This is a genomic window from Marinobacter sp. G11 (genome assembly GCF_021282325.1).
Lineage (GTDB): Bacteria > Pseudomonadota > Gammaproteobacteria > Pseudomonadales > Oleiphilaceae > Marinobacter > Marinobacter vinifirmus.
Genome location: NZ_JAJSPB010000006.1, coordinates 96,349 through 116,287, shown reverse-complemented (window position 1 = coordinate 116,287; position 19,939 = coordinate 96,349). Strand labels below are relative to the sequence as shown.

Sequence of the window (19,939 nt, the reverse complement as noted above, 5' to 3'; positions counted from 1 at the left end):
ACCCGGGCAGGCACACTACCGTGCGTTTCAGCCGTAAACCGGGAAGCGGGCACACACCGCTTCAACCTGTTCACGCACGCGGCTGATCACGGCGTCGTCTTCAAGGTTGTCGAGGATGTCGCACATCCAGCCGGCCAGGTCACGGCACTCCTGCTCACCAAAGCCGCGAGTGGTAACCGCCGGGGTACCGATACGCAGGCCGGAGGTGACGAACGGCGAACGCGGATCGTTCGGAACGGCGTTCTTGTTCACGGTGATGTGGGCGCGGCCCAGGGCGGCGTCGGCATCTTTACCGGTGATGTCCTGCTTGATCAGGCTGACCAGGAACAGGTGGTTTTTGGTGCCACCGGAAACCACGTCAAAGCCGCGCTCGATGAACACTTCGGCCATGGCGGCAGCGTTCTTGACTACCTGCTGCTGGTAGGCCTTGAATTCGTCGCTCATGGCTTCCTTGAAGCACACAGCCTTGGCGGCGATGACGTGCATCAGCGGGCCACCCTGACCGCCAGGGAATACGGCGGAGTTCAGTTTCTTGTGCAGGTCTTCGTCGTCGCAGGCCAGAATCAGGCCGCCACGGGGACCGCGCAGGGTCTTGTGGGTAGTGGTCGCCACTACGTGGGCGTGGGGCACCGGGTCCGGATACACGCCAGCGGCAACCAGGCCAGCCACGTGGGCCATGTCTACGAACAGGTAGGCGCCCACTTTGTCTGCAATGGCGCGGAAGCGGGCAAAGTCCAGCTCCTGGGAGTAGGCAGAGAAACCGGCAATGATCATCTTCGGCTTGTTCTCAACGGCCAGGGCTTCCACTTCGTCGTAATCGATCAGGCCGGTTTCCGGGTTGAGGCCATACTGGACGGCGTGGTAGATCTTGCCGGAGAAGTTCACGCTGGCACCGTGGGTCAGGTGACCGCCGTGGGCCAGGCTCATACCCAGAACGGTGTCGCCGGGCTTGAGCAGCGCCATGAATACGGCGGAGTTAGCCTGGGAGCCGGAGTGCGGCTGCACGTTGGCGTAGGCGGCACCAAACAGTTCCTTGGCACGGTCAATGGCCAGCTGCTCGGCAATATCGACAAACTCGCAGCCACCGTAGTAGCGCTTGCCGGGGTAGCCTTCGGCGTATTTGTTGGTCAGCACGCTGCCCTGGGCTTCCATCACCCGAGGGCTGGTGTAGTTTTCGGATGCGATCAGCTCGATGTGCGCTTCCTGACGCTTCTCTTCCGCCTGCATGGCGTTCCACAATGCGTCATCGAATCCGGCGATTTTCATATCACGATTAAACATGGATGTGCTGCCCCTGTCTGTATGCTGGCCCGGCGCTGCCCCTGTGCATGCCGTAACCCCTGAAATTTTGGGCCGCTATTCTATCGCGAATGCGGGTTAAAAATCATCCTTTATGCCGTCCGCAGATACCGGCACACCGGTGATCCCGGTTTTTGCTCAATTGCTATCCCTTTGGGGTTTAGATACCTTACGGGGTTCTGTTTTCAGGCAGGTTGTGAGTGGACCTGCCTTAGTGACTTTTGCCACGGAATCCACGGAAGGACACGGAAAGAAGATTAAAGATAGTTTTGCCACGAAATCCACTAAATGACACGAAAGGAAAAGATAAAAAGCTTTTCTTTTATGCAGTTAATTTTCGTGTTCTTTCGTGGATTTCGTGGCAAAAAGTATTTGTCTTTAATTTTTCCGTGTCCTTCCGTGTTCTTCCGTGGCAAAACCCAGCAAAAAGAGGTTTAAGCCAAGATGGCCCAGTACGTATTTAGCATGAACCGCGTGGGCAAGGTGGTTCCGCCCAAGCGGGAGATTCTTAAAGACATTTCCCTGAGCTTCTTCCCGGGCGCCAAGATTGGCGTGCTGGGTCTGAACGGCTCCGGTAAATCGACCCTGCTGCGTATCATGGCGGGCGTGGACCAGGACTACATCGGCGAAGCCCGGCCCCAGCCCGGAATCAATGTGGGCTACCTGCCCCAGGAGCCGGAGCTGGATGAAGAGAAGACCGTAAAGGAAATCGTGGACGAGTCCGTAGCCCATGTTCACAACGCCCTGGCTGAATTGGACAAGGTATACGCCGCCTACGCCGAGCCGGATGCCGACTTTGACGAGCTGGCTAAGAAACAGGGCGAGCTGGAAGCGATCATCCAGGCCACCGACGGCCACGATATCGAACGCAAGATGGAAGTCGCTGCAGACGCCCTGCGCCTGCCGGCCTGGGACCAGAAGGTGAAAGTACTGTCCGGTGGTGAGCGCCGCCGCGTGGCCCTGTGCCGCCTGCTGCTGTCCGGCCCGGACATGCTGCTGCTGGACGAGCCTACCAACCACCTGGACGCCGAATCCGTAGCCTGGCTGGAGCGCTTCCTGCACGATTACGATGGCACCGTGGTTGCCATCACCCACGACCGTTACTTCCTTGACAACGTAGCCGGCTGGATCCTGGAACTGGACCGTGGCCAGGGCATTCCGTTCGAAGGCAACTACAGCCAGTGGCTGGAGAACAAAGAGAAGCGCCTGGAGATGGAATCCAAGCAGGAGGCCGCGCACCAGAAGGCCATCAAACAGGAGCTGGAGTGGGTTCGCTCCAACGCCAAGGGCCGCCAGTCCAAGAGCAAGGCCCGCATGGCACGCTTCGAGGAAATGAGCTCCCAGGAATTCCAGAAGCGCAACGAAACCAACGAACTGTACATCCCGCCCGGACCTCGCTTGGGCGACAAGGTGATCGAAGTAGACGGTATCAGCAAGGCCTTCGGTGACCGTCTGCTGTATGAAAACGTCTCACTCAACGTACCGGCCGGTGCCATTGTCGGCATTATCGGCGGTAACGGCGCCGGTAAGTCCACCCTGTTCAAGATGATCGCGGGCATGGACAAGCCGGACTCCGGCACCATCACCGTGGGCGAAACCGTGGAACTGGCCTATGTGGACCAGATGCGCGACCTGGACGGCAGCAAGACCGTGTGGGAAGAACTGTCGGATGGCCAGGACATCATCAAGGTAGGCAACTACGAGACGCCATCCCGCGCCTACGTGGGCCGTTTCAACTTCAAGGGCACCGACCAGCAGAAGCGGGTGGGCGACCTGTCCGGTGGTGAGCGCAACCGCCTGCACCTGGCCAAGCTGCTGAAACAGGGCGGCAACGTATTGCTGCTGGACGAACCCACCAACGACCTGGACGTGGAAACCCTGCGCGCCCTGGAAGAAGCGTTGCTGAATTTCCCGGGCTCCGCCCTGGTAATCTCGCACGACCGCTGGTTCCTGGACCGCGTGGCCACCCACATCCTGGCGTTCGAAGACGACGGCGAAGTAGTCTACTTCGAAGGCAACTTCACCGACTACGATGCCGACTTCAAGAAGCGCAAAGGGGATTCTGCCATGCAGCCCAAGCGCATGAAGTACAAGAAGCTGGCCTGATGGCAAAGGTAAAAACCGCCTACGTCTGCACCGAATGCGGTGCGGACTATTCCAAGTGGCAGGGCCAGTGCACGGCCTGCCATGAATGGAACACCATCAGCGAAGTGCGCGGGGTATCCGGCCCGGGTAAAGGCGCCCGTAGCGCCAGGTTCGAAGGCTACGCCGGCAGCCTGTCGGCAGTCAAAAGCCTGGACGAAGTCAGCCTGGCCGAACAGGCCCGCATCAGCACCGGCATGCAGGAATTCGACCGGGTACTGGGCGGCGGTCTTGTGGAAGGCTCTGCCGTACTCATGGGTGGCCACCCGGGCGCAGGTAAAAGTACCCTGCTGCTGCAGGCAGTATGTCAGCTCGCCGCCCAGCACCCTGCCCTGTACGTAACCGGTGAGGAATCCCTGCAGCAGGTGGCCATGCGCGCCAAGCGGCTGGGCCTGCCCACCAAAGACCTGAAAATGCTCTCGGAAACCTCCGTGGAACGCCTGCTGCAGGTAGCAGAAGCGGAAAAACCCCGCATCCTGGTGATCGACAGTATCCAGGTAATGCACGTGGCGGAAATCGAATCCGCCCCCGGCTCGGTCTCCCAGGTACGCGAGAGTGCGGCGTTCCTCACCCGCTTTGCCAAGCAGACCGGCACGATTCTGCTACTGGTCGGCCACGTCACCAAAGACGGCAGCCTGGCCGGCCCGAAGGTGCTGGAGCACATGATCGACTGCTCGATCCTGCTGGAAGGCTCCAGCGACAGCCGTTACCGCACCCTTCGCGGCATCAAGAACCGCTTCGGTGCGGTGAATGAGCTGGGCGTATTCGCCATGCTGGAACAGGGCCTGAAGGAAGTAAAAAACCCCAGCGCCATCTTCCTGAACCGGGGCGAAGAAGCCGCGCCGGGCAGTGTGGTGATGGTGGTCTGGGAAGGCACAAGGCCAATGCTGGTGGAAATCCAGGCACTGGTGGATATGGCCCAGGGCAGCTACCCGAGGCGTGTAGCCGTAGGCACGGATCAGAACCGGTTGGCGATGCTGCTCGCCGTACTGCACCGCCATGGCGGGATGCATGTGGCGGATCAGGATGTGTTCGTGAACGTGGTGGGTGGCGTAAAGGTCAACGAGACCAGTGCAGACCTGGCGCTGCTTGCAGCGGTGGTTTCATCCTTCCGCAACCGGGCTTTGCCGCAGGATCTGGTAATCTTCGGGGAAGTCGGCTTATCTGGCGAAATCCGCCCGGTGCCAAGCGGACAGGAGCGCATCTACGAAGCTGCCAAGCACGGCTTTACGCGGGCCCTGGTGCCCAAAGGCAACGCACCGAGAAAGCCGGTGGAGGGCATGAAAGTCATCCCGGTAACCAAGCTATCGGATGCCCTTTCAGCGCTGGAGGAGCTTTAGAGTTCCCGGCTTCGAGGTTTGGAGCACAGGGGCAGTGTCGGGATCCCTTTTCCAAAAACCGCTACGAGCACATCCATGTGCGCTTCTCTCCGGCCATCCATGGCCTCCGAAATTTTTGGAAAAGGTATCCCGACACTGCCCCTCCATACATTGCAAAAGCCTGCAAAACACCGTCAGGACAAATCACCCAATAAGCTTGGCGAAATCCCGTTCTAACAGGGCCAAGTCCCCAAGCTTACTGGCAACCAACCGCTCCAGGTTTTCAGTACTTTCAGCGTCTATGTAATCACACCGAAAACCAAGCCGCTCATCATCCGTATGCCTCAGCTCAACGGCCATAACAATGCCAGTCGCATGGCCGTCTACGTGAATCACCACCTCGAACGGCTTGTTGTACGGTAAGGCCTCACCCGCCGGGCGCCTGACCATCACCCCACCGAAAGAAATATCCAGCACCTCGGACGACCAGACCTGGTCTTCACAGAACAATTCACAGGGAGCCCCGAACTCCATTCGGCTGAATTTACGTTTCTCTTTATTTGACGGTGCCAAGGCAAAACTCCTGTCAGGTTGGCTCTGTTTTGACTATAGACCCGACACAAACAGAAGCACAACAAGCCAAAGGTCTTTGACTGCGTCAAATAAGGTAAAACGGTATAAACCAAAGAAAAACAGCGAGAACACTCAGACTATTTCACGGAGCGGGAACAGCGGGCTGGTGGGTGCGCCTCCAAAAAATTTCGGAGGCCATGGATGGCCGGAGAGAAGCGCACATGGGTGAGACAAGCGTTGATGAAGCGTAGCTTCATGCGCAGTCGAACGACAGCAATCTATGATTGCTGGCCGGACCCGCTTGCGGGGGCTCGTAGCGGTTTTTTGGAGGCGCACCCACCAGATCGCCACCCCCAACCCTAGCAGGCTAGGAGCGGCCTGGAACCAATTCGGAACAAAAGTGAGAGGTTACTGGTGATACTCGGCACTGAGCTCGACAACGGCATTAATAAACGCCCCGGCATGCTCCGGATCCACATCCGGGGTAATTCCATGCCCCAGGTTGAAGATATGCCCGGAGCCGGAACCATAGCGGGACAGGATGTCTGCCACTTCCTGCCGGATGCGCTCTTTCGGCGCATACAGCATGGCCGGGTCCATGTTGCCCTGCAGGGCTACCTTGTCACCCACGCGGGCGCGGGCGTTGCCGATGTCGGTGGTCCAGTCCAGGCCAACGGCATCACAGCCGGAGTCGGCGATGGACTCCAGCCACTGGCCGCCGTTTTTGGTGAACAGGATTACCGGCACAGGGCGACCTTCGCTTTCGCGGATCAGGCCGGCGACGATTTTCCTCATGTAACGCAGGGAGAATTCTTCGTAGGCCCAGCTGCTCAGCACGCCGCCCCAGGTATCGAAAATCTGCACCGCCTGGGCGCCGGCCTTGATCTGGCCGTTCAGGTAATCGATAACGGCATCCGCCAGGTGGTCCAGCAAGCGATGCATGACTTCCGGCTGGCCGTACATCAGCTTCTTGGCTTCTGAGAAGGTCTTCGAGGAGCCACCTTCAATCATATAGGTGGCCAGGGTCCAGGGGCTGCCGGAAAAGCCAATCAGCGGTACCCGGCCGTTCAGTTCACGGCGGATGGTGGAGACCGCGTTCATCACGTAGTCCAGGTCGGACTCGGCATTCATTTTCGGCAGTGCGTCTACGTCTGCTTCGGAACGGATCACTTTGCGGAATTTCGGGCCTTCTCCGGTTTCGAAGTACAGGCCCAGCCCCAACGCATCGGGAATGGTCAGGATGTCGGAGAACAGGATGGCGGCATCCAGCGGGTAGCGTTCCAGCGGCTGCAGGGTCACTTCACAGGCCAGCGGGGTGTTCTTGCACAGGCTGAGGAAGTCGCCGGCCTTGGCCCGGGTTGCGCGGTATTCCGGCAGGTAACGGCCGGCCTGGCGCATCATCCACACCGGGGTGCGGTCTACGGGCTGGCGCATGAGGGCGCGCAGGAAGCGATCGTTCTTCAGCTCAGTCATAATTCCAGTCTTCTCGTCGGTAAATGGTCAGAGATAATGGGAAGCAATGATACCCCGTTTGCGCCAATAAAAAAGGGCGGCTTTCCACTAGAAAGCCGCCCTTCTGACACCGGTCAAGCCGTTAATCAGACATCCAGGTAATCCAGGATGCCTTCTGCTGCCTGACGGCCTTCCCAGATGGCGGTAACCACCAGGTCAGAACCGCGCACCATATCGCCACCGGCGAAGATTTTCGGGTTGCTGGTCTGGAACGGGAATTCCGCCTGCTCCGGCGCGGTTACCCGGCCGGAGTCGTCGGTGTTTACGCCGAACTCGTCAAACCAGGGCGCCGGGCTCGGGCGGAAGCCGAAGGCCACCAGCACCGCGTCTGCCGGGATGATTTCCTCGCTACCGGGCACCACTTCCGGGCGGCGGCGGCCGTTTTCATCCGGGGCGCCCAGTTCGGTGGTGACCACTTTCACGCCTTCCACCTTGCCGTTGCCCACGATTTCAACGGGCTGGCGGTTGAACAGGAACTTCACACCCTCTTCCTTGGCGTTAGCCACTTCCCGGCGCGAACCCGGCATGTTTTCTTCGTCCCGGCGGTAGGCGCAGGTCACGCTTTCCGCCTGCTGGCGAATGGAAGTGCGGTTACAGTCCATGGCGGTGTCGCCGCCACCGAGCACCACGACATTCTTGTCTTTCATGTCAATGAACTCACCGGGCTTTTGCTCGAAGCCCAGGCGGCGGTTCACGTTGGATACCAGGAACGGCAGAGCATCATACACACCGGGCAGGTCTTCGCCCGGGAAGCCGCCCTTCATGTAGGTGTAGGTGCCCATGCCCATGAACACGGCATCGAACTCGTCGATGATCGCCTTCAGCTGAACATCCTTGCCCACCTCGGTATTGAGGCGGAATTCCACGCCCATTTCCTCGAACACCTGCCGGCGCCGGGCCATCACGGATTTTTCCAGCTTGAACTCGGGGATGCCGAAGGTCAGCAGGCCACCGATCTCCGGATACCGATCAAACACCACCGGTTTCACGCCATTGCGCACCAGGATGTCGGCACAGCCAAGGCCCGCCGGGCCAGCGCCGATTACCGCCACTTTCTTATCCGTCCACTTCACGTTGGACATATCCGGCTTCCAGCCCAGGGCGAAGGCGGTGTCGGTGATGTACTTTTCAACGGAGCCGATGGTAACTGCGCCGTAGCCGTCGTTCAGGGTACAGGCACCTTCACACAGTCGGTCCTGCGGGCACACCCGGCCGCAGACTTCCGGCAGGGAGTTGGTCTGGTGGCACAACTCCACGGCTTTCATGATGTTGCCTTCCGACACCAGCTTCAGCCAGTTCGGAATGTAGTTGTGTACCGGGCACTTCCACTCGCAATACGGGTTACCGCACTCCAGGCACCGATGCGCCTGCGAGGCCGCATGGGTTTCGCTGAACGGGTGGTAGATTTCCCCGAACTCTTTCTTGCGCTTCTTGGCGGGCACCTTCTTGGGGTCTACCCGCCCTACTTCCACAAACTGAAAGTCATTATGGAGACGTTCTTTCATGTTGCTGCTCTCTTCATCTCGATTTCGACGGGGGCTGCGCCTGCCGGCAACAGCCCATCAACCTTTCTGAACCCGGGGTTATTCCGGGCGGGCACGGGTATTGGCCAGCAGGCTGCGCAGGTTCGCGGCCTTGGGCTTGACCAGCCAGAACCGGCCGATGTAATCGTCGAAATCCTCCAGAAGGTGCTCGGCCCAGGCACTTCCGGTTTCTGAAATATGCTCCCGGATTACACCGCGCAGGTGGTTCCGGTAGGCTTCCATGTCTTCCCGGGAGATCCGCTGGATATCCACCAGCTCGTGGTTGTACTTGTCCACGAAGGTGTTATCCAGGTCCAGTACGTAGGCGAAGCCGCCGGTCATACCGGCACCAAAGTTGTAGCCGGTGGAGCCCAGTACGGTTATCAGACCGCCGGTCATGTATTCACAGCAGTGATCGCCTGCGCCTTCCACCACTGCGTGGGCACCGGAGTTACGCACGGCAAAACGTTCGCCTGCGGTACCGGCGGCAAACAGCTTGCCTCCGGTGGCACCGTACAGACAGGTGTTACCGATGATGGAGGTTTCCTGGGTGTTGAAGTCGCTGCCACGGGGCGGCTTGACCACCAGCTTGCCACCGGTCATGCCCTTGCCCACGTAGTCGTTGGCGTCGCCTTCCAGCACCATGTTCAGGCCACCCACGTTCCAGACACCAAAACTCTGGCCAGCCGTACCGGTAAGGTCCAGCGTGATGGCTGCATCAGCCATGCCCTGGTTGCCATGCCGGGCGGCAATTTCACCAGACAGGCGGGCGCCGATGGAACGGTCGCAGTTGGTGACTTTGTAGCTCCAGGCGCCACCGGATTTCTCGGCGATAGCGGCGGCAGTGTCTTTCACCATCTGTTCTGCCAGTTTGCCCTCATCGAAGGGCTGGTTGCGCTCAACCTGGCACACCTGCGGCTTGTCAGCCGGAATATGATCGTTCTGCAGCAGGCGGCTGAGGTCCAGTTTCTTCTGGCGCTCGGTGTCGCCCGGCAGGCGTTCCAGCAGGTCTACGCGACCTACGAGTTCTTCCAGGCTGCGCACGCCCAACTTGGCCAGCCACTCCCGGGTTTCTTCCGCCACAAAGCGGAAGAAGTTCATGGCCATTTCCACGGTACCTTTGAAGTGCTCTTCCCGCAGGTAGTCGTTCTGGGTGGCCACACCGGTGGCGCAGTTGTTCAAATGGCAGATCCGCAGGTATTTACAACCCAGGGCCACCATGGGCGTGGTGCCGAAACCGAAGCTTTCAGCACCCAGAATGGCGGCTTTCACCACGTCCAGGCCGGTCTTGATACCGCCATCGGTCTGCAGGCGAATCTTGCCGCGCAGATCGTTGGCGCGCAGGGCCTGCTGGGTTTCGGTCAGGCCCAGCTCCCAGGGCGAACCGGCGTAACGGATGGAGGTCAGCGGGCTGGCCGCAGTACCGCCGTCGTAGCCGGAAACGGTGATCAGGTCGGCGTAGGCCTTGGCCACGCCGGCGGCGATGGTGCCGACACCAGGCTCGGATACCAGTTTCACCGACACCAGCGCTTCCGGGTTCACCTGTTTAAGGTCGAAGATCAGCTGCGCCAGGTCTTCGATGGAGTAGATGTCATGGTGCGGCGGCGGTGAAATCAGGGTCACGCCGGGCACCGAGTAACGCAGCCGGGCGATCAGGTCATTCACCTTGCCACCGGGCAGCTGGCCGCCCTCACCGGGCTTGGCACCCTGGGCCACCTTGATCTGCATAACATCCGCACTGCGCAGGTATTCAGCCGTTACGCCGAAACGACCGGAGGCCACCTGCTTGATCTTGGAGCGCTTGTTAGTGCCATAGCGGGCCGGGTCTTCCCCGCCCTCACCTGAGTTGGAGCGGCCACCCAGGGTGTTCATGGCTACAGCCAGGGCTTCGTGGGCTTCCGGAGACAAGGCACCGAGAGACATGGCAGCGGAATCGAACCGGGGGAAGATGCTTTCCACCGGCTCTACTTCATTAAGGTCGATGCCTTTAATATCTTTCTTGAAGGTCAGCAGATCCCGCAAGGTCGCCACCGGGCGCTCGTTCACCAGGCCTGCGTATTCCTTGTAGTGACCATAGTCGCCGCTGATAACGGCATCCTGCAGCTTCGCCACCACATCCGGGTTGAAGGCATGGTATTCCTGGCCGTGTACATACTTCAGCAGACCACCGGGAGACAGGGACTTGCGGGGTTTCCAGGCTACAGCGGCCAGTTGTTCCTGGTCCTGCTGGAAGTCATAGAAGTCCGCACCCTTAATACGGCTGGGTACACCTTTGAAGCACAGATCCACAACGCTGTCGGCCAGGCCGATGGCCTCGAACAGTTGGGCACCCCGATAGGAGGTAATGGTGGAGATCCCCATCTTGGACAGGATCTTCAGCAAGCCCTTGTTGATGCCCTTGCGGTAATTGTTCTTGGCCTGGACCGGGTCCATCAGCATTTCGCCGGTGCGGATCAGGTCGTTCAGCACCTGGTAGGCCAGGTACGGATACACCGCGGTGGCACCAAAACCGAACAGCACCGCAAAGTGGTGCGGGTCCCGGGCCCAGCCGGTTTCCACGATGATGTTGGAATCGCAACGCAGGCCGTTACGCACCAGGTGGTGGTGAACGGCGCCGGTGGCCATCAGGGAGTTGATCGGCAGTTCGCCCTCGGCCAGCCCCTTATCGCTCAGAATCAGCAGTACCTTGGCACTGCGCGCGGCATTGGCCGCCTGCTCGCAGATACGGCGAACCGCCTGCTCCAGTCCCTCTTCCGGGCGGTAGCTCAGGGCAATGTGCTCAACCTCGAAGCCCGGACGATCGTTGTTGCTGATCTTCAGGAACTTGGCGGGGGACAGCACCGGCGTGGTCAGGATGATCCGGTTGGCGTGGTCCGGGGTTTCCTGGAACACGTTCTTTTCGGCACCCAGACACGTCTCCAGAGACATCACAATGGTCTCGCGGAGCGGGTCGATGGGCGGGTTGGTCACCTGGGCAAACTTCTGCCGGAAGTAGTCGGCCACATGGCGAACCTTGCTGGACAGCACCGCCATGGGGGTATCGTCACCCATGGAGCCAACCGCTTCCTGGGCACCCTCTCCCAGGGGCCGCAGCACCTGGTCCCGCTCTTCGAACGAGACGTTGAACATCTTCTGGTGCACCAGAAGATCGTCCGATTCCATCAGCCGGAACTCGGGTGTGGCCTGGTCCAGGGTGGTTTCGATTCGCAGGGAGTTGCCCCGCAGCCAGCGCTTGTAAGGCTTGGCGTTTTTCAGCCGCTCATCGATATCCGGTGTGTGCAGTACTTCGCCGGTTTCGGTGTCGATGGCGAGCATCTGGCCCGGCCCTACCCGGCCCTTGGCAACCACGTCGTCCGGGGTGTAGCTGTAGGTGCCGACTTCAGATGCCAGTGTAATAAAGTCATCCTTGGTAACCACCCAGCGCGCCGGGCGCAGGCCGTTACGGTCGAGCATACACAGGGCGTAGCGGCCGTCGGACATCACCAGGCCGGCCGGGCCATCCCAGGGCTCCATGTGCATGGAGTTGTATTCGTAGAAGGCGCGCAGGTCCGGGTCCATGGTCTCAACGTTCTGCCATGCCGGCGGAATCATCATCCGCACAGCACGGAACAGGTCCACGCCACCGGCCAGCAGGATTTCCAGCATGTTGTCCATGCTGGAGGAGTCAGAACCGGTCAGGTTCACCAGCGGCTGCAGGGTTTGCAGGTCCGGCAGGGCCGGAGAGCTGAACTTGGCAGCACGGGCGATGGCCCAGTTACGGTTGCCGTCGATGGTGTTGATTTCACCATTGTGGGCAAGGAAGCGGAACGGCTGGGCCAGCGGCCAGCGCGGCATGGTGTTGGTGGAGAACCGCTGGTGGAACACGCAGATCGCAGTTTGCAGGTCCGGGTCGCCCAGATCCTTATAGAAGTTCGCCAGGTCTGCCGGCATCATCAGGCCTTTGTAGGCCAGGGTACGGTGAGACAGGCTGCAGATGTAGAACTCGGAGTCATCCGCCATATCCCGCTCGGCATGGCGGCGGCCAACAAACATGCTGATGGCAAAGTCTTGCTCAGACTTTCCGGCCGGCAGCACGAACACCTGCTCGATGCGGGGCATACAATCCCGGGCCATGGGGCCCAGGCAACTGTCATCCACCGGCACTTCCCGCCAGCCCAGGATTTCCAGGCCCTGTTCGGTCAGTCTTTGCTCAACCGAAGCCCTTCCGGCCGCAGCCCTGGCTTCCTCCGGAGCTAAAAAAACCTGGCCAACTGCAAACAAGTCGCCAGGTTTTTTTCCGAACGCCGCTTCCGCAGCTTTATCGAGGAAGGCCTTGGGGCTCTGCAAAAGGAGCCCACAACCATCGCCGGTTTTGCCATCCGCAGCGATACCTCCGCGGTGGGTCATGCAGGTTAGGGATTCGATAGCAGTTTGCAACAGCTTATGGCTGGCCTCGCCCTTCATGTGGGCAATCAGGCCAAAACCGCAGTTGTCCCTGAATTCATCGGGATGATACAAGCCTGTTGTCATAAGCGTTCTCTCGTGTAAAAAGGCTTCCCGCCAGCCCCTTATGCACTACCTTAGTGCACAAAATGAACTGACACCAAAAAAAAGGGGGAAGGGAGTCTACGCACGTATTTATACCTACGCAACAACTTTTTATACGGGAGATGCTACTTTTTGCAATTTTGCACCGGGATGGTGCAAAACAGGAGGTCTAAAAGAGGGCAGAAAGGCCGCAGGGCACCATAATCGGCCCCTGCAGCCGGGTATGCAGGAATAAGGTCAGCGGATAAAGGCGTTCAGCGTCGCCTGGATATTGCCGGGGGCCGCTTCGTCGGTTACATAGGCATCTCCAAGTGCTTTCATCAGCACCAGGCGGAGCTTGCCGTCGACATTCTTTTTGTCCACCGCCATCAGGCTCATGAAATTCTCTTCGGTCATGCCTTCCGGAGCCAGCTCTGGCAGTCGGGCACGGCGGATCAGCTCCGCAGCACGATCCCGGTCCTCAGGCGTGATATTGCCTTCACGAACCGAAAGATCAGCCGCCATCAGCATGCCGGCACCCACTGCTTCGCCATGCAGCCAGTTGCCGTAACCCGCAAAGGTCTCGATGGCATGGCCAAAGGTATGCCCCAGGTTGAGAATCGCCCGCAGGCCGCCTTCTTTTTCATCCAGCGCCACTACCTCGGCCTTGCACAGACAAGAACGGTAGATAGCTTCACCCAGGGCAGCCGGCTCCAGCCGGACCAGATCATCAATGTGCTGCTCCAGCCAACCCAGGAAAGGTTCTTCCCGGATCAAACCATACTTGATGACTTCCGCCAGCCCCGCAGAGACTTCCCGGGGTGGCAGGGTGGCCAGGGAATCGGTATCGATCAGCACAGCCTGCGGCTGATGGAATGCACCAACCATGTTTTTGCCCAAGGGATGGTTGATGCCGGTTTTTCCGCCTACGGAGGAATCCACCTGGGACAACAAGGTTGTGGGAATCTGGATAAAGGGCACGCCCCGCTGATAGCAGGCCGCCGCAAACCCGGCCATGTCCCCCACTACACCGCCACCCAGGGCCGCGATGGTGGTTTTTCGGGTGTGACGGTTTTCGAGCAAGCCGTCGAAGATCAGGTTCAGGGTTTGCCAGTCTTTGTATTTTTCACCATCCGGCAGGGTAACCACATCCACGGTTTTACCGGGGAAGCAGGCACGGGCTTTTTCGAGGTACAGGGGCGCGACCGTTTCGTTGGTAACGATCATCACCTGGTTGCCGGCCACCCAGGGGGTCAGGTCAAAGGAGCCAAGTAAACCCTGACCGATAATAATCGGGTAGCTGCGCTCCCCGAGGTCAACGTCAAGTTCTCGAAGTACCTTGTGCATAGTCACGACCTTCTTTGCGTCTTTGCCGTTTGTGCCGGGGGGTTCTGGGGTTGATACGGTTGACCAGCTGCCGGACCACCAGCCGGGGGCTTTTCCTATCTGTGTACATCACGATATCCGCCAGTCTGGTATACAGCGGATCACGGATGTCGAACAGCCTGCGCAGGACGGCCTCCGGATCGTCATTCTGCAGCAACGGGCGGTTACGGTCTTTGCGGGTGCGCTCCACCTGTTGCTCGATGGAGGTTTTCAGGTACACCACCACAGAGTTTTTCTTCAGTAACGGATGGTTTTCCGGGCGCATTACAGCGCCACCACCGGTGGCCAGAACGGTACCCTGTTCGCCGGTAAGCTCATCCAGCATGGCCGTTTCCCGCTGGCGAAAGCCGTCCTCCCCTTCCACATCGAAGATCCAGGGAATATTGGCGCCGCAGCGTTCTTCAATAATGCGGTCAGAATCGAGAAAACGGTACCCGAGTTCCTTGGCTAGCATCCGGCCGATGGTACTTTTTCCGGCCCCCATGGGCCCGACCAGTACTACGCGTTTGGGCAAAGACATAATTTCCGCTCAACAGATTTCAAGCGGGTGAGAATAGCACAGGGCGCACCTTTCCATAAGTCACCGGCACCAGAAGCACTACTCCAGACACGAAAAAGCCGCCGGGGTTAGCGGCGGCTTTTTCGGTTTACTGGCCGGATCAGTCGATCAGGTCGTTCTTGATGATCTTCGGAGTGATGAAGATCAGCAGCTCACTACGCTCATTGATGTGCTCAGTACGCTTGAACAGGCGGCCAAGGTAGGGAATATCACCCAGGAACGGAGTCTTGGTGGTTTGCGTGGCCACCTCGGACTGGAAGATACCACCCAGAACCACTGTCTCGCCGTTCGCCACCAGCACTTGAGTCATAACTTCATTGGTGTTGATCGACGGAATACCGGCCGTGACCTCGCCCCGGGAATCCTGGTTGACTACCAGATCCATAATGATCTTATCATCCGGGGTAATTTGCGGGGTCACTTCCAGAGACAACACCGCTTCCTTGAACTCTACGTTGGTCGCACCGCTTGAGGCGGCTTCCTGGTACGGAATCTCTTCACCGGACTTGATCGACGCAGTCTGGCGGTCCGCAGTCACAACCCGCGGCTGGGAGACCACTTCTGCACGGCCGTCGCTTTCGAGGGCAGAAAGCTCCAGGTCTACCAGGAAGTCATCACTGCCCCAGCCGATTGCGAAGGAGGATGCGCCCTCGCCAGACACCCCTAGATCAACACCCAAGGCACCCGGGAAGGAAATGGTATTGCTGCCACCGCCAGCTGCGTCGCGAGCTTCCTGCAGGGTGCCCAGCGAGCCGCCGATGGTTACAACATCATCACCGTCGACGTTGTAAGCAGCACCACCCCAGCGAACACCGATGTCTTCGGCCACACTGGTTTGGGCCCGAACAATACGCGCTTCGATAGAAACCTGGCGCACGGGCACGTCCCAAGTCGTTACTAAGCGACGGATTTCTTCCAGCTTGCCAGCGGTTTCTCGAATGGTAATTGTGTTAGTACGCTTGTCAGACGAAACAAAGCCTCTGGAAGAAATCAACTCCGCGTCTGCTCGAATAAGCTCAACGACTTCATCTGCCTTGGCGTAGTTCACTTGAATGATATCCAGACGAACCGGCGCCAGCTCAGCGATCTGCTTGGTGGTTTCCAGCTCAAGCTTTTCACGGGCGGCAATTTCTTCCGCCGGCGCTACCAGAAGAACGTTGCCAATCTGGCGCTTGTCCAGGCCCTTGGTTTTAAGAATCAGATCCAGCGCCTGATCCCAGGGTACATTCTGCAAGCGCAGGGTAATGCTGCCACCCACAGTGTCACTGGCCACCAGGTTCAGGCCGGTGAAATCGGCAATCAGCTGAAGTACAGAGCGCACTTCAATATCCTGGAAGTTCAGGGACAGTTTCTCACCGGTGTACGGGAACTTCTCTTCGCGGCGGATTTCCGCTTCTTCTTGGGAAAGCTCTTCAACACTGACCGTGAACTCCCGGCCAGACTGATAGGCAATGTAGTCATAATCGCCTTCCGGACGGATTTCGATCACCGCATTGCCATCTTCAACAAATGTATCGATACGGGTTACCGGAGTGGCGAAGTCGGAAACATCCAGGCGACGGCGCAGGTTGGCCGGCACCTCCAGGTCCGGCATGGTCAGCCGGATACGGCCACCAAGCTCAGTCAGGTTTACAGCGGCCTTGGTGCTGCCGAGATCCACAATCACCCGGCCTTCACCGTCTTTGCCCCGGCGGAAATCCACATCTGCCAGCGCATTGGAAGATGAGGTTGAGGCAACTGGCGCTGACTGGGGCTGTGCCGGGCGGGAGCTCGCCACAGGCGCTGAACCGCCTCCACCAATGGTCATCACCAGCGAGTTATTGTTGCGAACCGTTTCATGAGGCACCAGCTCCACCAGGTTGAAGATCAACCGGGTGCGGTCCTTGGTTTCCACGACCGTCAGGCTCTGGGCATTTCCGCTACCCAGCGGAATGCTGCGCTGATTGAGGCCGCTGGTGGTATCCGACAGGTCTACGGCGATCCGTGCAGGACGCTCGATGGTATAACCCTTAGGTTCGGGCGGGGCACCATCAAACTTCATGGTCACCTCGAGGCCTTCCCCCGGCAGCGACGTAAACGATACGTCTTCCAGCGTGACCGCTCCGGCCAGGCTGCTCCATAACCCGATGGCAATCACGCCGACACAGACATTGAGTTTTTTGAACATCGCTAGCCTCGATCCCACAACTTTTTGTTCGTGCATGTTTCTGTCATTCATGTTTTTGCCGCTCCCCTGCCTCATCCTTCATCCAGGGACAGGGAGCGCGGGCGCTCGACCCAACCACCCCGGCCGTTCGGAACGATTTCCACCAGCTCAATCCGGGTGTCGCTCACGCCAACCACCCGGCCATAATTCTGGCCCATGTAGTTACCGGTGCGGACCCGGTGAATCCCGCCTTCGTTGTCCCGTATTAACGCGAACAGGCTGCCATCCACGCCCTGCAGAGTACCAACCATTCCAAGTGATTTAAGGTCAAAGTTCTCCAGCACTTCCTTCGGTCGATCGAGGTCCGGTTCTACGTCACTTACCGGCTGCTCCTCAGCCATGGTCAGCTGAACATCGATGGGCGGCTCGAACGGCGCTCTCCGATCGGCTGCCGAATAACTGAACGCCTCATAGGCTTTGAATTCCGGCAGGGGCTCAACGTGGCCCCGGGGCTTGGCCCGGGTATCCGCCATAAACTTGTCCAGATCAGAGAAACCGTTTCCCTGGGAACAAGCCGTCAGCAAAGAGGCCAGACACACACCCAGCCAGGCTTTTCCCGCATGCTTTCCTGTCATGCTCACTCTCCAGCCCGGTAGCGGTAGGTACGGGCAACAACCTGCATATCAAGCTGGTCACCCTCTCCGCTGATTGGTTTGATGGTTAAATCGTGCAATGTAACGATCCGCGGCAGGCTGGCCACACTGCTCACGAAAGAGGCAAGCTCGTGGTAGGCGCCCGAAACCCGGATGTTGATCGGCAGCTCCGAGTAGAAGTCCCGGCGCTGCTCCGGCTGCAGCTTCACTTCCTGCAACGCCAGGCCATTGCCCAACGCCGTGTTGGTAATGTCCTCGAGCAGGCCCGGAACTTCCGTCTCACTGGGTAGCTGACGCACCAGCGCTCCGAAGGTTTCCTCCATCTCGGCCATCTGGGCCTTGAACACGTCCAGGTTCGCCACCTGATAGGCTTTTTGCTCGTACTGCTGCTTGAGTTCCTGCTCCTGCTTTTCGACACGGTCGAGCTGAGCGTACTGATCCTTGATAAAGAACCAGTAGCCACCACCAAGAATCAGGCCGAAGACTATCAGCGCAACAATTGCCTTGACTGGCGCAGGCCAGATACCCGCGTTATTGATATCAAGGTCATTGATATCGAATTCATTCAGGCTTTTAAGTGAGTCCGCGAGGCTCATTATTTATCCTCCCCTTCGGGCTCTGGAGTTTTTTGCTGCACAGAGAGGTTGAACTGGCTGTATCCGGCACGGCGATCGTCTGCCACAGCCACGTTGGACAGGTTCGGACTGGTAAACCAGTCAGACTCGTCAAAGCGGCGCATCAGGTTCGAAATGCGACTGTTGGACTCGGCCATGCCAACGATATCGATCCGATCCCCCGACCGCTTCAGGTCCGTAAAGAACAGGCCATCGGGCAACGTGCGCACCAACTCGTCAAATACCCTGACAATAACAGGGCGCTTGCCCTGCAGATCCTGGATGACCTGCATACGAGCCAGCAGCTCGTCGCGCTGCCGCTTGAGGTTTTCAATCTCTTTGATTTGCTTATCCAGTTCCTTACCGGCCGTTTCGATGTAGGCATTACGGGACTGCTGGTAGGCAATCCGGTTATCCATATCGCTCTTCCAGAGGAATGCCAGGCCTGCGGCAATAATCGCCGCGCCCAGAATCATCACCACGAACTGTTTCTGTTTTTCAGCCCGCAGTTCTTCACGCCAGGGCCTGAGGTTAATTTTTGCCATCAGTCGAAACTCCTCATTGCCAGACCACAGGCAATCATCAACGACGGGGCATCATTGCTCAGGGCTGAGGCGTTTACCCGGGAGCCGATCGACATATCGGCGAAGGGGTTAGCCACCAGGGTCCGGGTACCGGTTTTTTCTTCAACCATATCCACCAGTCCCTGGATAGAGGCCGTACCGCCTGCCAGCACCACATAATCCACCGAGTTGTACTGACTGGCACCGAAGAAGAACTGCAGTGCGCGGGCAACCTGCTGAACCACTGCTTCCCGGAAGGGGCCAAGTACTTCCTCTTCGTAGTCGTCCGGCAGCCCGCCCTTTTTCTTGGCCAGGCCGGCTTCCTCGAACGACACGCCATAGCGGCGCTGGATTTCTTCCGTCAGCTGGCGGCCGCCGAAGATTTGTTCACGGGTATAAACCGTTGTGCCGCCGGCTAGAACGCTGAGCGTGGTCATGGTGGCACCCAGGTCGACAATGGCAACGACCATTTCCTCGCCCTGCCCATCGAGCTGTTGTTCGATCAGGGTGTAAGCGCGCTCAAGGGCATTGGCTTCAACGTCGACGATCTTGGATTTCAGGCCGGCAATTTCAAGCACATCTTCCCGGACATCTACGTTCTCTTTCCGGCAAGCCGCCAGGAGCACTTCAACTTTGTCCGGGTTAGATTCGGAAGGCCCCTGAACCTCAAAATCCAGGGCCACTTCATCCAGCGGATAAGGAATGTACTGATCTGCTTCGAGGCCGATCTGGTCTTCCATCTCGAACTCGTTAAGGCCACTATCCATTTCGATGATCTTGGTGATGACCGCCGAACCGGACACCGCGACAGCAGCTTGTTTGACGCTGGTGTGGGACTTGGACGCCACCCGCTTGAGCACTTCGCCCACAGCTTCGACGTTGGTGATATTTTTCTCGACTACCGCATCAGCCGGCAACGGCTCTACGGCATAGCTCTCGACCCGATAACGACTGCCATGTTTCGACAGCTCGAGCAGCTTCACTGAACTGGAGCTGATATCCACGCCCAGCACAGCACTGGATTTTTTTCCTGGTAATCCGAACACGCGCTCACCCTATACCTGGTTGAATACACCCGGCTGTGCAACCCTGGAGCTCCTGAGTTCCGGTAGCTAACCCAGAATTGCGCTATCTGTTTTTTATG

Annotated in this window: 14 protein-coding genes; 2 read left to right on the top strand and 12 right to left on the bottom strand. The window is 58.7% G+C overall.

The window, feature by feature from the left end; translation table 11 throughout:
• Nucleotides 1-27 precede the first annotated feature (27 nt).
• Nucleotides 28-1,281, bottom strand: a complete 1,254-nt coding sequence (glyA, locus tag LWH94_RS05990) for a serine hydroxymethyltransferase (RefSeq protein ID WP_232901540.1) — start codon at nucleotides 1,279-1,281, stop codon at nucleotides 28-30.
• Between the two features lie 462 nt (nucleotides 1,282-1,743).
• Between glyA and ettA the strand changes: the two genes are divergently transcribed.
• A complete protein-coding gene (gene ettA / locus LWH94_RS05985; RefSeq protein WP_058341532.1) occupies nucleotides 1,744-3,405 on the top strand; it encodes an energy-dependent translational throttle protein EttA in 1,662 nt (553 codons plus the stop codon).
• Nucleotides 3,405-4,781: a DNA repair protein RadA gene (gene radA, locus LWH94_RS05980; RefSeq protein ID WP_022987737.1), complete on the top strand. Its 1,377-nt coding sequence runs from the start codon at nucleotides 3,405-3,407 to the stop codon at nucleotides 4,779-4,781. The genes ettA and radA overlap by 1 nt, the downstream gene beginning before the upstream one ends.
• A gap of 183 nt (nucleotides 4,782-4,964) precedes the next feature.
• Here radA and LWH94_RS05975 read toward each other — a convergent pair whose 3' ends face one another.
• From LWH94_RS05975 to LWH94_RS05925, 11 genes are all read right to left on the bottom strand, one after another.
• Nucleotides 4,965-5,333: a PilZ domain-containing protein gene (locus tag LWH94_RS05975; RefSeq protein ID WP_232901539.1), complete on the bottom strand. Its 369-nt coding sequence runs from the start codon at nucleotides 5,331-5,333 to the stop codon at nucleotides 4,965-4,967.
• Between the two features lie 408 nt (nucleotides 5,334-5,741).
• Complete coding sequence (hemE, locus tag LWH94_RS05970; RefSeq protein WP_232901538.1) at nucleotides 5,742-6,806, bottom strand: uroporphyrinogen decarboxylase; 1,065 nt, start codon at nucleotides 6,804-6,806, stop codon at nucleotides 5,742-5,744.
• Nucleotides 6,807-6,931: 125 nt separating this feature from the next.
• Nucleotides 6,932-8,350, bottom strand: coding sequence for an FAD-dependent oxidoreductase (locus LWH94_RS05965; RefSeq protein WP_232901537.1), 1,419 nt, complete (start codon nucleotides 8,348-8,350; stop codon nucleotides 6,932-6,934).
• 78 nt (nucleotides 8,351-8,428) lie between these two features.
• Nucleotides 8,429-12,877, bottom strand: coding sequence for a glutamate synthase large subunit (gene gltB / locus LWH94_RS05960; protein ID WP_232901536.1), 4,449 nt, complete (start codon nucleotides 12,875-12,877; stop codon nucleotides 8,429-8,431).
• A 255-nt stretch (nucleotides 12,878-13,132) separates the two neighbouring features.
• Nucleotides 13,133-14,221, bottom strand: coding sequence for a 3-dehydroquinate synthase (gene aroB / locus LWH94_RS05955; protein ID WP_232901535.1), 1,089 nt, complete (start codon nucleotides 14,219-14,221; stop codon nucleotides 13,133-13,135).
• Nucleotides 14,196-14,780 carry a shikimate kinase AroK gene (gene aroK, locus LWH94_RS05950; RefSeq protein WP_199456782.1) on the bottom strand — a complete coding sequence of 195 codons (585 nt, stop codon included), beginning with the start codon at nucleotides 14,778-14,780 and terminating at the stop codon, nucleotides 14,196-14,198. The genes aroB and aroK overlap by 26 nt, the downstream gene beginning before the upstream one ends.
• 139 nt (nucleotides 14,781-14,919) lie before the next feature.
• Complete coding sequence (gene pilQ, locus LWH94_RS05945; protein ID WP_232901534.1) at nucleotides 14,920-17,037, bottom strand: type IV pilus secretin PilQ; 2,118 nt, start codon at nucleotides 17,035-17,037, stop codon at nucleotides 14,920-14,922.
• 20 nt (nucleotides 17,038-17,057) lie between these two features.
• Nucleotides 17,058-17,600: a pilus assembly protein PilP gene (locus LWH94_RS05940; RefSeq protein WP_058341526.1), complete on the bottom strand. Its 543-nt coding sequence runs from the start codon at nucleotides 17,598-17,600 to the stop codon at nucleotides 17,058-17,060.
• A 2-nt stretch (nucleotides 17,601-17,602) separates the two neighbouring features.
• Nucleotides 17,603-18,214: a type 4a pilus biogenesis protein PilO gene (locus LWH94_RS05935; protein WP_022990126.1), complete on the bottom strand. Its 612-nt coding sequence runs from the start codon at nucleotides 18,212-18,214 to the stop codon at nucleotides 17,603-17,605.
• Nucleotides 18,214-18,777, bottom strand: coding sequence for a PilN domain-containing protein (locus LWH94_RS05930; protein WP_094625481.1), 564 nt, complete (start codon nucleotides 18,775-18,777; stop codon nucleotides 18,214-18,216). The genes LWH94_RS05935 and LWH94_RS05930 overlap by 1 nt, the downstream gene beginning before the upstream one ends.
• Nucleotides 18,777-19,841, bottom strand: coding sequence for a pilus assembly protein PilM (locus tag LWH94_RS05925; RefSeq protein ID WP_232901533.1), 1,065 nt, complete (start codon nucleotides 19,839-19,841; stop codon nucleotides 18,777-18,779). Before LWH94_RS05925 ends, LWH94_RS05930 begins: the two co-directional genes overlap by 1 nt.
• Nucleotides 19,842-19,939 lie beyond the last annotated feature (98 nt).